Origin of the sequence: Pararhizobium polonicum (assembly GCF_001687365.1) — a bacterium.
In the GTDB taxonomy this organism is placed as follows: Bacteria; Pseudomonadota; Alphaproteobacteria; order Rhizobiales; family Rhizobiaceae; genus Pararhizobium; species Pararhizobium polonicum.
This window is the reverse complement of the sequence record NZ_LGLV01000021.1, coordinates 1-14,018: the sequence shown is the minus strand read 5'-3', so window position 1 is coordinate 14,018 and position 14,018 is coordinate 1. Positions and strand designations below refer to the sequence as shown.

Annotated in this window: 13 protein-coding genes; 7 read left to right on the top strand and 6 right to left on the bottom strand. The window is 55.1% G+C overall.

Annotated features, from left to right (window positions below; genetic code table 11):
• The first annotated feature begins 53 nt into the window (after nucleotides 1–53).
• The 7 genes from ADU59_RS27415 to ADU59_RS27385 all read left to right on the top strand — a co-directional run bounded on the left by ADU59_RS27415 (nucleotide 54) and on the right by ADU59_RS27385 (nucleotide 7,216).
• Complete coding sequence (locus tag ADU59_RS27415; protein ID WP_158515773.1) at nucleotides 54–1,091, top strand: GNAT family N-acetyltransferase; 1,038 nt, start codon at nucleotides 54–56, stop codon at nucleotides 1,089–1,091.
• Nucleotides 1,072–1,995 (top strand): polysaccharide deacetylase family protein, encoded by a 924-nt coding sequence (locus tag ADU59_RS27410; protein WP_068958658.1) that lies wholly within the window; start codon nucleotides 1,072–1,074, stop codon nucleotides 1,993–1,995. Before ADU59_RS27415 ends, ADU59_RS27410 begins: the two co-directional genes overlap by 20 nt.
• Nucleotides 1,992–2,675: an acylneuraminate cytidylyltransferase family protein gene (locus ADU59_RS27405; protein WP_158515772.1), complete on the top strand. Its 684-nt coding sequence runs from the start codon at nucleotides 1,992–1,994 to the stop codon at nucleotides 2,673–2,675. The genes ADU59_RS27410 and ADU59_RS27405 overlap by 4 nt, the downstream gene beginning before the upstream one ends.
• A 26-nt stretch (nucleotides 2,676–2,701) precedes the next feature.
• The gene (locus ADU59_RS27400) at nucleotides 2,702–3,499 is read left to right on the top strand and encodes a hypothetical protein (RefSeq protein ID WP_068958654.1); all 798 of its coding nucleotides are present in this window, start codon (nucleotides 2,702–2,704) and stop codon (nucleotides 3,497–3,499) included.
• Between the two features lie 290 nt (nucleotides 3,500–3,789).
• Nucleotides 3,790–5,760, top strand: coding sequence for a hypothetical protein (locus tag ADU59_RS27395; protein WP_139093235.1), 1,971 nt, complete (start codon nucleotides 3,790–3,792; stop codon nucleotides 5,758–5,760).
• A 22-nt stretch (nucleotides 5,761–5,782) separates the two neighbouring features.
• Entirely contained in the window at nucleotides 5,783–6,184 is a 402-nt protein-coding gene (locus ADU59_RS27390; RefSeq protein ID WP_068958651.1) for a hypothetical protein, read from the top strand.
• A gap of 573 nt (nucleotides 6,185–6,757) precedes the next feature.
• A complete protein-coding gene (locus ADU59_RS27385) occupies nucleotides 6,758–7,216 on the top strand; it encodes a hypothetical protein (protein WP_068958649.1) in 459 nt (152 codons plus the stop codon).
• A gap of 223 nt (nucleotides 7,217–7,439) precedes the next feature.
• On the opposite strand, the gene wecC is transcribed toward ADU59_RS27385, so the two are convergent.
• The 6 genes from wecC to ADU59_RS27355 all read right to left on the bottom strand — a co-directional run bounded on the left by wecC (nucleotide 7,440) and on the right by ADU59_RS27355 (nucleotide 13,739).
• Nucleotides 7,440–8,717, bottom strand: a complete 1,278-nt coding sequence (wecC, locus tag ADU59_RS27380) for a UDP-N-acetyl-D-mannosamine dehydrogenase (RefSeq protein ID WP_068958647.1) — start codon at nucleotides 8,715–8,717, stop codon at nucleotides 7,440–7,442.
• On the bottom strand, nucleotides 8,714–9,847 hold the full coding sequence (wecB, locus tag ADU59_RS27375) for a non-hydrolyzing UDP-N-acetylglucosamine 2-epimerase (RefSeq protein WP_193427109.1): 1,134 nt from the start codon (nucleotides 9,845–9,847) through the stop codon (nucleotides 8,714–8,716). The genes wecC and wecB overlap by 4 nt, the downstream gene beginning before the upstream one ends.
• A gap of 462 nt (nucleotides 9,848–10,309) precedes the next feature.
• On the bottom strand, nucleotides 10,310–11,401 hold the full coding sequence (locus tag ADU59_RS27370; RefSeq protein ID WP_068958645.1) for a hypothetical protein: 1,092 nt from the start codon (nucleotides 11,399–11,401) through the stop codon (nucleotides 10,310–10,312).
• On the bottom strand, nucleotides 11,401–12,123 hold the full coding sequence (locus ADU59_RS27365) for an SDR family NAD(P)-dependent oxidoreductase (RefSeq protein ID WP_202970083.1): 723 nt from the start codon (nucleotides 12,121–12,123) through the stop codon (nucleotides 11,401–11,403). The genes ADU59_RS27370 and ADU59_RS27365 overlap by 1 nt, the downstream gene beginning before the upstream one ends.
• A gap of 3 nt (nucleotides 12,124–12,126) precedes the next feature.
• Entirely contained in the window at nucleotides 12,127–13,476 is a 1,350-nt protein-coding gene (locus tag ADU59_RS27360; RefSeq protein WP_068958641.1) for an ANL family adenylate-forming protein, read from the bottom strand.
• Nucleotides 13,473–13,739 carry an acyl carrier protein gene (locus ADU59_RS27355; protein ID WP_068958639.1) on the bottom strand — a complete coding sequence of 89 codons (267 nt, stop codon included), beginning with the start codon at nucleotides 13,737–13,739 and terminating at the stop codon, nucleotides 13,473–13,475. The genes ADU59_RS27360 and ADU59_RS27355 overlap by 4 nt, the downstream gene beginning before the upstream one ends.
• Nucleotides 13,740–14,018 lie beyond the last annotated feature (279 nt).

Here is a 14,018-nt window from a genome sequence, read left to right as displayed (position 1 = left end):
GTCACGCAATTGTCGACTTCGCATGCAACCTCGACCTTTCAGTCGAGAGGATCATGGATTTCATCGGGACGAACTGGCTACGGCCGACAATCTTGTCAGACCAGCATTTTTATCGGTGGCAATTCATCGACCCTATCGCTGGTGAGGGCAAGGACCATTGCGTCATCGCTCTATTGGGTGGCGAGATTGTCGGCTTCCTTGGGCTGAACAAACGGGCATTCAACGCCGGCGGCGAGGTGCTGAAAGGCGCCGAGCTGACAACATGGATCGTCAAAGAGGAATGCCGGGGCACCGGCATTGCGAAAGCAATGCTGGATCTTATCAAAAAGAATTTCGACATTGCGTATGGCGCCAATATAACCAATGACGCCGTACGTGCTTATATCCGGATGGGCTTCAACTTCATCCGCGAAGTACCGCGACTCATGAGGATCTACGACTTTGACAAAGTAGCAGCGCTCGGGACCATCGATACGGTCATTTCGAAAGTGTACAAGATGCCGACTGCCCGTCAGGAAGCATCGCAATCGCTTTTGCCCATCGATTTCGCCGAAATCGATGGGATCTGGCCCGATCGGTTCGATCGCTCATCCGGTAATCTTATTTGGCGCTATAAGAACCACCCGATCTATCAATACCATGCGCTACTTGTCGGCCAAGACACGACGCTAATTTACCGTATCGAGGATGTTGGCAGCGTCAGGATCATGATTCTGACGGACATTCTATACACCATATTACCCACAAACTCCTTTGTGAGCACGCTGGATAATTTTGCGCGTGATCAAGAGATCGACTTCATTGACTTTTTTTCCAGCAACGGCGCGTTGAACGCCGCCTTAACCAGGGCTGGCTTCATACCTTGCCTCGACTTGCGCGATTTCATTGATCTTGCTTACCTCTACCACCCGCTGGAAGTGAAATCCTCCAAATCCTATTCACTGATCAGTTATCTTCACGAGGACGTTCGGCGAGGCGGCCTGGACATCAATAGCCTGCATATCACGAAGGCCGATTGTGACTTGGACAGACCCAACCCAACCTATTTGGAAAAGATAGGGAGAGCTCTGCATGAAACTGCTGATCGTTAATTTCCATTACATCCGCGACGAAGCCTATGCGGGGGGAATATATCCTCGGACGTTTCGCGAACTGACGGACCAGGTCGATGCCTTGTCACGCCATTATCAATTCATTGCCCCCAGGGAACTCGCTACAATGGTAGCCGGCAATCCGCGAGAGGGCAATTTCTGCCTGCTGACATTCGATGACGGCCTGAAGGAGCAGATGACTGCCCTTGAGTTGCTGGAGCGCAAAGGGGTGCCTGCTGCCTTTTACGTGACGACGGCCCCTATCCGGGACCATACGGTCGCCGACGTACACAAGCTGCACCATATTCGGTCGGTTGTCTCGGATACCCAGCTTTATGACTTCATCGGTCAGCGAATGGATTTGTCCGCCGTGACCTATCCGGAAAACATCGACAGCCTCTATCGCTACGATCCGCCGCAATCCAAGCGCCTGAAGTATCTGCTGAACTTCATTCTCACCGCAGAGGAGAAGGATCGTATCGTAGGAATGCTTTTTGCCGAGATCGCGGATGAAGCAGCCTACTCAAAAAGCCTCTACATGGACGGGAACGATCTCAGAAAGCTCAGTTCCCTTAACTATCTCGGCGCGCACAGCGATGCCCATCTGCCACTGGCAACCTTGAGCGAGAAAGCCATTCGCCAGGATACAGAGGCGTGCCTGGACTTTTTGCAAGAGCAGAGCGGTACGCAGACTTTCCACTCCATTTCCTACCCGTTCGGCGGCCCCAAGGCCGTTTCGCAAACCGTTGCGGATATTTCAGCGAGCTATGGCTTTTCTTTCGGCTTGACCATGTTCAGGGGCATCAACGAGATCTCCGATCTGGAAACACCCTTCCTGCTGAAGCGCGTGGATACCAATGACGCTCCTGGGGGAAAATCCGGCAGCACGGAGTATTGCATTTGAAGGTATTGGCGATCGTTCCGGCCCGTGCGGGATCCAAGGGGTTTCCGAACAAGAATATTGCAAAAATCGGTGGCATTACCCTGCTCGAATGGGCAGTGCGTGTGGCGAAGGATTGTCCGACCATATCCGATATCTACGTATCGACCGACAGCGAAACGTATGAAAGCATCGGTATCGCAGCCGGCGCCAAATCCGCAGGGCTGCGCCCGACGCATTTGGCAAGCGATAGCGCCAAGACCGTGGATGTCGTACTGGATCTTCTGGATCGGCTCGGTGAGCGTTATGATTACGTCGTCCTCCTGCAACCGACATCCCCGGTCAGACATGCGCGCGATATCGACACCATGATTGCCAAGATCGGCGAGAACCAGGCGAATGCCGCTGTGTCGGTCGCGCGCCTGGAAGAGCCTCACCCCCACAAGCTGAAAGCAATAGGGGACGACGGTTTCATCAAGCCTTTCATCGAAGGCACGTCCTCAGAGATTCCTCGTCAGGCACTGCCGCCGGCTTATCTGTTGAACGGAGCGTTGTATGTTGTGCGGACAGCCGCACTGCTGCAGTACAAGACGTTTCTGCCTGCGAAGACCATCCCTTACGTGATGGGCCGTGGCATCAATGTTGACACCCCAGAAGATTTCATGCTCCTAGAATCTATGTATGCGAAAGGCGGACTTCTGTGAAAGTTTGCCGTGAAGAGGGAAAAGATATGAGCGAGAAGTTTGCGGTCGAGATCAATAACGACAACGGAGAAGTTGATGTTATTCTCGGTCACGGCAAGCATATCTTGCGCGGATATCGTAGAGACAACGTCAAAATGGTTGGAGGATGGTACTTCAGCAACATCGCGCTCAATACTGAATTCCTCTCCAGCATCATCGATAAGCACAGTATCAAGCGCCTCAATTTCATCGGGACCAGCAAGTCCTGCTCTGGAGCTATAGTTCTTACAAAAGAGCTGATCCGGAAATTTCCGAAAGTTACTTTCAATCTGTTTCTATTTTCGGCCTACACGACTGTGGACAGGGAGGTCTACATTCGAAGGAACATTGAAGATCGTGCCCCAGGATCGCTGGTATCGTTTTGGGAATCGGAACAATATACACCGAAGGCAATTCGCCGGTGTGAAGCCCGCGGTCTCGTCAACAAGGACAATGTCTTCGTTTACATGTTCTATCCCGAAAAATCGAAGTACGGAGAGTCTCAGCTGGCAAAGCGCGTCGTCGGCTCTAACATTATGCATATCGGCATGCCGGTGTGGTTGCACAACACGCTCTACCCTCTGTGGAAGAAGGTAGAGGGGAATATGACGATCGAGATATATGAAAGCGAATTCCGTGAAATGCACCCCACAGACTTCGATTTCTACACGAAACTCCAGAATTACGAGTGCTATCGCTTTGACCTTTACTCCTGCGTCGAAAACATCGACCGGTTTGTAAAACACCTCGAAGCGTTTAAGGCGGACTTAGCCGCAGAACAGCGGGAAAGCACGCTCATCGAGTAGAATGGCGTGCTCACTCGTCGGCCAAACTGTCGAAATGAACCTTTGCCTCGGAAAATTCCAGCTCCATTTGCCCCGGTTGGAAGCATCTCAATTTTACCGCAGATGCCTAATATCTAGTCTCTGAGATTCGCTTGATGGTTTTAGACTAAAGAGGTCTGGCCGGTAATATGCTGTTGCTGGATCGGCCAGGTCGCTCCCAAGCTAGAGCATCGTATACGGAGCAAGCTTGTTCACCCTTGAAATGGGCGGCAGTTTGCGTTGACAGGGATTCTTCAGTTTCGGGAGTTCGCATGGACCGCCGTTCTTTCCTACGCGCCGGGGCACTTATCGCCGGAACCACGGGTGCTGCTCACCTAAGCCTCTCCGATCCGGCTCTTGCCCTTTCCAACAGGCAAGGCGATAGCGTAGCTGTTCCCGGAGACAAACCGAACGCCGAAATTTCCATCGACCAAGTGCAGGAAGCGGCGGAAGCGGCTCGAGCAGCGGCGGCAAGCGCCAATATCCGGCGCGTGCCCGACATCCCGGCATTGAAGACGTTGAACACCGATGTCACCAAGCTGGCGTTCCTTCCCGACGACACTGGCTTCGACTGGAAAGACATTGATAGCACGACGACCGCCCGGCTAGACCCTAACGAGCATGTGGTTGTAAGGGATGCGGAAAAACCGCTCACGCGAGGCGCCTGGTATCGTCGGCTGAAAGGCGACGAGCCGAGCGTTCGCGATGCTTTCAAGGCAAAGGGCGACGGTAGCGCCGACGACAGCGCCGCACTGCAGGACGCAATCTATTGGATGGAGTACTATCCGCCCCGATCTCGTGCCCTGACGTGGGAGCGCGGCATCTACAATATCTCCCAGCTTGTCATCCCAAACGAGATTCTCGGCATCTCCTTCAACGGCCGGTCCTACTGGGATACCACCATTCGGTGCCAGGATGGTGGTAGCGAGCCGGCCATCCGGAACTCTTCTCAGGAATTCAAACTCTTCAACCTGTCGCTGATATCTGGGCAACCGAACAAGGCGAACTGGGCCAACCGGAAGGACGGCCTGCACAGCGACAAGGGTATGGGCCAAACGATGGACGTTGATGTAACGATCAGCCGCTGCCGTTTCTCTGGCTTCTATCAAGGCGTCTATCACAAGGGCCGGGGCCTTGCAGCGCATACCAATCACTTCACCTCATGCCATATCGGCATCGGCCTCGACTGGCCGGACCTTGGCGATTATAGCCCCAGCGACACGTCCGGGCATGACGCCTACGACGACGCGATGGCCTTCCGTGGCATCGCGGTTTCGGACACGCGCTTCCATTCACTGAACTACGCCGCTGTCGCCAATGTCGGACCGAACGCCGACAAGATCGTCGGCCTGAAAATTAACGATATCGTTCTCGATATCGGCCGTCGCATCTTCTACGGCCATCTCGGAAAGCACGGCTCTATCACCAATTCCACCTCGACGGTTTCGGCAACAGAAATCCTTGAGCTCACCGGCGGCCGTGATTTCAACGTATCTGGCATTACCGGCGGCGGTAACGCCAAGGGCGGTGTGAGAACGCCCCAAAACCTGATCAAGTTGACCACCGGGCGTTTCACTGGCGGCAGATTTTCAAACATGGTGCTGTCGAATTGCCACGAGCACGCGATCCGCGACACCTCGGCTTGCCTCGAAGGAGTGGCATTTTCTGACATCACCTTTCATGATGTGGGTTTTGCTTCGCCGGACAGTTCGCGCGCGTTCAGCTTCGGCTCCCAGAATTCCGATATCGAGGTCATCAATGCGAAACTCTTGGGTAGCGACACGCTGCAGGGAGTTATCGGTAGCAATTATGGCAGTAACCGCATCCGCGCGGTTAACCTGTCAAAGGAAGGCAGCAATACCCCGTGGACAGCTGGCTCGCCGGTTATTCTCGTCGGCAAGCGGCAGAGCTATTCACCAAAACCAATTGCTGTCGTCAACGTCGCGAGCGTTAAGGCACCAGCGCTCGACTGGCTCTATATCGATGACGATTTGATCGAGGTTTATGGCAGGTTGACGGCGACAGCGGCGGCAGCCGGAAACTGCGAAATCGACATGCCAGTGCCAGTGCCCTCTATGTTCACCCAGCCCCAGGATGCCTCAGGTTCGCTCATCGCAGCAACTGCCGGCTTGAATATTGCCGGTTCTGTCGCGGCAAATGGCACAATGCTACGCCTCCGTTGGCTGGCTCAGAAAACCAACAACAACAGCTTCAGTTTCACAGCTCGCTATCGCGTCATGTGAGACAGTTGGCCGGGGACCCCAGATGTACGGCTGGTTCTACTACGAGAAAGAAGGGCATTATCAGGGTCCATATCCCACACGGGAGGACGCCGTCGCAGCTGGACGGGCGATGACCGATCCCGAACGGAACTTCTGGGTCATGGAGGGAAAGAAGCCCCCCTTTGTCTTTCCCGAGGCTGATCAACTGCTCGCCCTGTTTGTTGAGATCAATGGCGATCTCGGAACGGCTGCAAAACCATTTGACAGTGATGGGGTAGAGATTACCCCCGCGCAGAAAGCCCATCTCGCAGTGGCATTCCGGGACTTGCTCGGCGGGTGGATGGACCAGTATCAGATCCGCTTCAACATAGAAACATTCCACACCATTCAGAACGTGGAGCTCGTCACGTCGGACAATGCCGAAAACCACGTCGACGAAAATTAAGGCCTGAAACGCACAGCATAAAATTCAGGCGTCGCGTGGCACAGCAATACCATCCGCTGTTCCGGGCCCCTGTCGGTAAGCAGCCTCCTTCATCTCTGCTGCCAGACTTTAACTGCGCCGTGCGTCATACGAAACGCACTAGGGTTCGCTGCAACGCTTTATACTCGCCGCATAATTTCATCCTTAAACCGATTCCGGTTTAAGGAACTATTCTGGCGTAGAGCGGCTACCATTTAATTTTCCCCTGACCATTGCGATTGATGATTCGTCGTACTCGCTCAACCACTCGCGATGCTTCTCATCAGCTGTACCAGATGAAACGATATTGAAAATTCAGGGTTGCGATGATCATTCACATATTTTAGACACGTCAATATTATAAAACGATAAAATTTAGACCTGCCATTATAAGGACGATATTGCGCTCTTAAAGTCTTGAGTACGAAATTTCACCAACGATATCAAACCTGAGCGGCATGCATTCGAGTTTCAGAAGCAAGATTTGGGCGTCGTCCGGTTCCGCTCCACTACTCAAATTGCATGGTCGTGATATGACGAATAGGAAATGAGATCATGTTTACGAAATTCACTCGCCCCGAGGGAAAAGGCTCTCTGCTTTTGAACAGCGACCATGTTGTGATTATTTTCGAAGCACAACAACAAACAGAAGAGCAGCAAACGGTCGTCCGTACGACCGCAGGCGGCGAAAATATCAATTTTGTCGTAGCGAAACCGATCGAAGAAGTTGTCAGTCAACTCTCAGCTTGCGGCGCGGCATTCATCCATGTCAACCGTAGCGGTGACGGCCGCACCCTGTTCATCAATGTCGATCAAATCGTGGGCGTCTATGAACGTGGCGGGCTGGCGACTATTCGTACGACCGCTTCCGGCACACATGCCGAGTATTCTGTCATAGAATCGATTGATACAATTGAGGAAATGCTGGTGAAAGAAGATGCCACCCAGCCTTCATCAGCAGTGTTGCCAGTAAAAGCGCGCTTCAGGAAGCCGAAAGTGGCGAGCGGGAGTTAGCATTTCCCTGACCGGTTGAAACACTTGGGCTCTGCGCATCAGATCCTCTCGGATTCAAATTATCTGCCGGTATAAGCCGGCAGATATGCCCAAAGCTCTTCCGTTGATCTTCGCGCCCTCATTCTGCTGCCCCGTCAATCAAAGCCTACAACGCTGTGCGTCATGTATGACGCACAGCGTTGTAACATTCCGTACCTGCAGCATAATTTTGGAAAGAATGTACTTACGCTGGACGGTTCAACCAAACCCCCTTCGTGTCGATAATCGTATAATCGCTCGCAAGCGGTACCGGCATGGCCTTGAAATCATCGTGGTCGACAAGCATCACCAGAATCCTGCAGGATTGTAGGGCCTGTACAGAGCGCACCAGGTTTGCCTGTGTTTTGATGCCGGCAGGCAACTCATGCAAGTGTGGCTCGATGACGTCAATTTGTCCGGGATAAAGGCGCGCCAGACTTTCAACAATCCGAAGCGCAGGGCTTTCACGGATATCGTCGATATTTGGCTTGAACGATAGGCCGAAGCATCCGATACGCGGCTGCTCGGAATGCGTCTCGATATAATCAGCGACAGCTTGGTGAATTTTGGCCACCACCCATTCGGGCTTGCCGTCATTTACCTCTCGTGCAGTTCGTATTATTTTCGCCTCGTCTGGAGCTTGGCTGACGATGAACCAGGGGTCGACGGCGATACAATGTCCACCGACGCCTGGACCCGGCTGCAAGATATTGACGCGCGGATGCCGGTTCGCCAGCTTGATCAGTTCCCATACATTAATTCCGAGACGATCGCAGATCAGCGACAATTCGTTGGCAAACGCAATATTGACATCACGGAAGCTATTTTCGGTCAGCTTTGCCAATTCGGCGGTTCGGCAGTCTGTTTCGATGCATTCCCCCTCAACGACCATTTTATAAAGCTCCCGGGCACGAGCGGAGCATTCCTTGGTCATTCCCCCAATGATGCGGTCATTGGATACCAGTTCGGTGAGGGCATGCCCGGGAAGAATTCGCTCAGGGCAATGCGCTATCCGAATGTCCGAATGTCCCCCGTTTTTCTGAGGGAAAGTCAAATCCGGGCGCTCCTGAGCAAGCCACGCAGCCATTTCCTCAGTTGCCCCAACCGGGCTGGTCGATTCAAGCACAACTAGGTCGCCTTTTTTTAGCACCGGGGCAATCGACCGGCTGGCGGCTTCTACGTAAGACAAGTCTGGGTCGTGTGTCTCGATCCCCGCGCGAAACGGTGTTGGGACCGCAATCAGAAAGGCATCGGCAGGTTCCGGCGTTGTTGTCGCGCGCAGATAGCCGGCATCAACCGATCGCCTGAGAGCGTCAGCCAAGCCAGGTTCAACGATATGCGGCTCGCCGGAATTTATCTTTTCAACGGCTCTTGCATTAACATCAAGCCCAACGACGTTTATGGCGCGCAGAGCAAACACAACGGCAGTGGGCAGGCCTATGTAGCCAAGGCCGACGATACAAACGGAATTGAACGCTTTCATCGATTTACTCCAAATTCCTGCAGTGCTTCCAATATCCGAGCAACGGATTTCCCGTCGCCATAGGGGTTATGAGCGCGGCTCATCGCCTGATACTCAGCCTCATCATTCAAAAGCGTCGAAACCCATTTTACGATAAGATCTTTGTCGGTGCCGACAAGGCGCACCGTTCCAGCATCGACCGCTTCAGGGCGCTCCGTAGTATCGCGCATCAGCAATACCGGCTTACCCAAGGAAGGAGCTTCTTCCTGAATGCCGCCAGAGTCCGTCAGTATGATGTGAGAATGGTTCATCAACCAGACAAAAGGCAGGTAGTCCAACGGCTCGATCAGATGCACGTTAGACGCCGCCCCCAGAATTCGCGTGACCGGTTCCCGAACTTGCGGATTAAGGTGCATCGGATAGACGAAGTCCACCTCACCGAAGCTGGTAGCAAGCTCGCGAAGGGCAAGGCAGATGCGATCAAAGCCCGAACCAAAACTCTCCCGCCGATGGCCGGTCACCAGAACAATCTTTCGGTGCGGCGCAAAGAACGGGAACTTACTGCGCAGGCTTTCATTAAGCTGCGGGTCCCCAAGCAATCGCTCGGATACCTCGGCCAAGGCGTCGATGACGGTGTTCCCGGTCACGACAATACGGTCACTCGGAATGTTTTCGCGCAACAGGTTTTCACGCGCGCCCGCAGTGGGCGCAAAATGCAAAGTGGCAAGCGCGCCGACAACACGACGGTTCCCTTCTTCGGGCCAGGGCGAGTAGATATCGCCGGTCCGTAAGCCGGCTTCCACGTGACCAATCGGCTTGCCTGAATAGTAAGCTGCCAGCGACGTCGCCAAAGTCGTCGTCGTATCCCCATGCACCAGAACGATGTCAGGGGAGGTTTCGCTGATAACAGACCGCAAACCTTGGACCATTGTTGCGGTCAGGCTATGCAGATCCTGCTTGTCGCGCATGACATTCAGGTCATAATCCGGCACGATGCCGAAAAGATTGATAACTTGATCCAACATTTCACGATGTTGAGCGGTGATACATACAACACTCTCAAATCGGTCGTCGTGCTGTAATCCTAGGACCAAGGGGGCCATTTTTATGGCTTCCGGGCGCGTTCCAAAAACAGTCAATACCTTCATCATAATATATATTTAGAGACCTTTTTATTGTCGTCGAACTGTGAACTGTTTGAGGTTTGTGTCTCGGGAGAGTAAGTCCTTGATGCCGGTGGAGATACGAAATCCACGAAAGGGGCGGCTCTATTCAATAACCGGAGTTATGGGATCTACAGATCACAAAAGCTTAAGGCGCATAAAAAGAGCATCCGTATGGCGATGGTCGGACGGGCGATAAGGTAGTTATCCTTAGTTGATAAGAAACAACTTGAGAAGAGAAAATTTCATTCATGGGAAAGTCCCGCCTCTCTTTGGCTAAACGACCACTCCGAAACCAAACCCTGGACCAAAGGCGAACGGCTTCGAAGCCATCGTCGACCGCGGACGTAAGACGCCGAGGGTGACGCTGTTGGCGTAGATTCAGGATCCAGGTCGCGAGAGATGAACTCTGCCGCTATCGACCCGGATTGTCTTGAGGTCGCCGGTCCGTCAGACTGCGGCCTGTCCGGACCCTGCGGTTCGTCGCGGCAGGGGCTGGTTGGGCCGATCCTGATCAGAATCTGCCCGAAACAGACACATCGCATCCGCCCCGGCAGCACCGTCAAAACGCTTCCAAGACAGCGCGATGCGGATATTTTTGGCCTCGAACGGTGCAAAATAATTGGGCAGGATCAGACCGTCGCACCATTCCGGGCTGATGAATCCTCCGGCCTGAAGATTTTCAGCCGAAAGCCCGCAGCCCATGATGTCGATATATTCCGCAGCCGCTTCAGTCAAAACAGGCCGCAGCAGCGCTGTTCCCGAAGGCAGCCACCCCGTGCTGCCGATCGAATCGACGATACGCAGGATGCGCGCGCCCTCGGCCTCGACGGAGCGCCAAACCAGCAAAGCCTCGGGCCGTCCGTCATGCAGGACGAAGCGAAGATCGTAGTCATACCAGGGATGATCGATGTAGCGCTCTCGGATATAGGCCCAGGATTTCTGTGGGCAGCACCTGCCTGCAAGTACCGCGACCACATCGGAATCACGCTGTGGATCCAGCTTGCACAGGCTACGGGTCGTATCCACCGCACCTTTAGCAAAGGCCGCCTCGGGGACACCCTGCGCCAGACGCGTCCGCCCTTTGAAGGCGGGGTTCACGATGGCGGCCTGCGACAGACGGTCCAAGGTATATCCAAGCGCCCGGTAGATCGGCCCGACGGCATCCGTGATGCCGATGGCACCGATCATGCGTGGTTTCAATTGCGCCTGTATGGCTTTCAGCAACCGCAGCCCCAGTCCGGGCGGAGCAATATCCTCGCGCACCTTCCACAATGCTAGCAGGATATCGGCGTCGCCCAGATCGGGATCGAAGCGCCCCGTCGGGATAAATCCCAACACTCCCAGAACGGTCGCATGACCGTCCTCGGCGACATCCTCGGCCATCATCATATTGATACGACCGTCAGCCTGGCGATATTGCCAGTCAAAAACATCGGGGTCAGAGACAAAAACATGGCGCGCCGACCAGTGGTCGCGGATGAATTCGATCAGGGCATCGCGATCACGGCTTTCGGCCAGGCGGGTACGGACTGCCCCCATCAGGCTGTGCTTCCGCCATCGACGGTAATAACTGTCCCTGTCGCCATCGAAGCTTCGGAGGAAAGAAGATAGGCGACGGCTCCCGCGACATCCGCCGGGCGCGGCAAGCCCAGAGGCGCGCGCCGACGAATCGAATTTAGCTTCTCTCCCTGCAATCCGGCTGTCATATCGGTTTCCATATAGCCCGGCGCCACACAGTTCACAGTGATCTTGGCACGGCCAAGCTCGCGCGACAGTGAGCGGGTGAAACCTTCCAGCCCGGCCTTGCTGGCAGCATAAACCGACAGACCATTGAATCCGGTCGACGCAATAATCGACGAGACATTGACAATACGCCCCTCGCCCCGGGTCAGCATCGTCCGGCAAGCATATTTGGTCAACAGGATCGGCGATTCCAGATTGACACGCAACGCCCGCGAGATTTCCGAGGCGTGCTGTGTCGCCAACAGCCCGTCCAGCCCGACCGCCGCATTGTTGACCAATGCATAAAGCGGACCGAATTCCCGCGTGATGGACTGAACCAGCGCTGCGATTCCAGCCAGATCAGCCAGATCATAGGGCCGGAAAATCAAGTTTTCGGCATGTTCCACACAAAGCGCGGAAAACTCTTCCGAAGGCGAACGGCCGATGGCGATGATGCGATAGTCCGGCACGGCAAGAAGACGGGCACAGATGGCAAGGCCAAGACCGCGTGTCGCACCGGTAACGATGACGTTCTTCATGATTTATTCGCCCCTCTTGAGCTTGCCGGCAGCGTTGGTTTCAAACTCTTCCACAATACGGATGAATGCCGGAACCTTGTGCCGCTCCAGACGGGTTGCCAGCCAATGCTTCAATTCTTCGCGCAGGGCTGCGTGATCGGAACAGCCGGGCCTGGGCATGATGTCTGTGGCGACCAATGCCCCAACAATCGGGTTTTTTTTGGCATAGACGCGAACCATCTCGACGGCGGGATGGGATAAGATGACCGCCTCAACCTCTTCGGGATGCACTTTGTCGCCACCAACATTGATCACCCCGTTGCTGCGGCCCAAAAACAGCACCCGCTGATCGTTAACGCGAACCTGATCCCCGGTATCGACCCATCCGTCACAGGCAAGCTCACCTTCACCGCCCAGATAATGGCTGGCCACGCGTTCATTGCGGATAAAAAGACGGCCGTCCCGGATTTGCAGACCGATACCTAGCGGCGGCTCGTCCAGAAAAATGACCGGAAACCCAGCCCGTCCGTCGGTGACCGAAAAGCCGACACCCGCTTCGGTCGAGGCGAAGATATGGCTAACCCGGGCGCCGGGATACCGGCGTGTCAGGGCCGACAGGATGGTATCATCGGCGATCTCACCGCCCAGTGTGATCTGCCGCAACGCCAACCGTTCTGCTCCCGGCGTCATCAAAACCTTGCGCCAGAAGGTCGGAGTTGCGGAGAGATGCGTTACCCCCATCCCGGCGAGAAACGCGATTCGGCCCTCAAGCGACAGATCGGCCGAGGGCACTCCAAGCACCGCGCCCGAGAGCAAGCTCTGCAGCATGACCTGAAGACCCGCGAACCTCGTATAGTCGTAAAGCAGTCCCCAGACCTGAGCGCGCCCCCGCAACTGGTCTTGCTTGGTAGTACGCGTCAAGCTGTCCAGTCCATGCGCCACCAGCTTCGGGCGACCGGTCGTACCGGAGGTGGTCATCACCCAATCGGTCGCGCCGCCGAAAACCCGCGATACCGGTACCAAGGCCAGGTCCGCGACCCGATGAACAACCGGTATCTCCTCTAACAGGTCGTTCCGGTCCGACAGAATCGCATCCGCCTCTGCACGTGCGGCAAGCACCGCCACCGTCGCCGCATCAAGCGTAGGCGAAGAGAGAATAAGGGCCCCGGCCACGCCATCCAGAGCCGCCAGCGCGATGACGGCGGCTACCGGGTCAGCGATGTTCAGAAACAGCCGTATGCCCCGCACCTCGCCCAGAGCGGCGCGCAATCCTTCGGCTTCTGCAATCAGATCCTGAAACTGCAGACTGCTAGCCTCGGTTGCCAGTGCCAGCCCGAGCGGATCAGCAAGCTGAAGATGATCGAGCAGGTTCATGCCGGCTGATGGGCTGCGTAAAAATCGACGAACTGGCGGAAAGTGGTGGGATAGTAAGCTTCCGTCGCCAGACTGAACGGATCATAACCCAACTCTTCCTCAAGCTGTGTCACAAGGATCGCAAAGCCTAGGGAATCGAGGCCGGTCTCCAGCAGCACCGTGCCGTCGGTCAGGGCGGGAATCTCACCATCTCCGGCCTGGCTCGAGAAAACCTCGGTAAGCCGGTTACGGATCGTATTTTCTAGCTGTGTAGGATCGGCCATAGTTGCTCCTCTCAAATCCTTCGGGATCGAGTATTTCGTGCCCCGCCGCTACCATGAAGCGTTCCGAACGTCAACGTAGAGCCCGGCATCGCCTGGCGATCCACATCTCAAAGCTTTGTGTAAGTGAAACGTGTTGTAGTGCTCAGACCATGAAACTCACCCGGCGCTGATGGTTTCGGCATCCGGGATGCGATCGTCCGTTCTTGCGCAGGCCGGGTTATCGTCCGATCTCGTGCACCTGGCGGACGAAACGGACGGGTTCGGTGCCGGGCCGAAAGC

What these genes read in the sequence shown, in the direction of transcription:
- ADU59_RS27415 (WP_158515773.1), top strand. Translation starts at nt 54, where the DNA reads ATGGATTTCATCGGGACGAACTGGCTACGGCCGACAATCTTGTCAGAC.
- ADU59_RS27410 (WP_068958658.1), top strand. Translation starts at nt 1,072, where the DNA reads ATGAAACTGCTGATCGTTAATTTCCATTACATCCGCGACGAAGCCTAT.
- ADU59_RS27400 (WP_068958654.1), top strand. Translation starts at nt 2,702, where the DNA reads ATGAGCGAGAAGTTTGCGGTCGAGATCAATAACGACAACGGAGAAGTT.
- ADU59_RS27395 (WP_139093235.1), top strand. Translation starts at nt 3,790, where the DNA reads ATGGACCGCCGTTCTTTCCTACGCGCCGGGGCACTTATCGCCGGAACC.
- ADU59_RS27390 (WP_068958651.1), top strand. Translation starts at nt 5,783, where the DNA reads ATGTACGGCTGGTTCTACTACGAGAAAGAAGGGCATTATCAGGGTCCA.
- ADU59_RS27385 (WP_068958649.1), top strand. Translation starts at nt 6,758, where the DNA reads ATGTTTACGAAATTCACTCGCCCCGAGGGAAAAGGCTCTCTGCTTTTG.
- wecC (WP_068958647.1), bottom strand. Translation starts at nt 8,717, where the DNA reads ATGAAAGCGTTCAATTCCGTTTGTATCGTCGGCCTTGGCTACATAGGC.
- wecB (WP_193427109.1), bottom strand. Translation starts at nt 9,847, where the DNA reads ATGATGAAGGTATTGACTGTTTTTGGAACGCGCCCGGAAGCCATAAAA.
- ADU59_RS27370 (WP_068958645.1), bottom strand. Translation starts at nt 11,401, where the DNA reads ATGGGGGCAGTCCGTACCCGCCTGGCCGAAAGCCGTGATCGCGATGCC.
- ADU59_RS27365 (WP_202970083.1), bottom strand. Translation starts at nt 12,123, where the DNA reads ATGAAGAACGTCATCGTTACCGGTGCGACACGCGGTCTTGGCCTTGCC.
- ADU59_RS27360 (WP_068958641.1), bottom strand. Translation starts at nt 13,476, where the DNA reads ATGAACCTGCTCGATCATCTTCAGCTTGCTGATCCGCTCGGGCTGGCA.
- ADU59_RS27355 (WP_068958639.1), bottom strand. Translation starts at nt 13,739, where the DNA reads ATGGCCGATCCTACACAGCTAGAAAATACGATCCGTAACCGGCTTACC.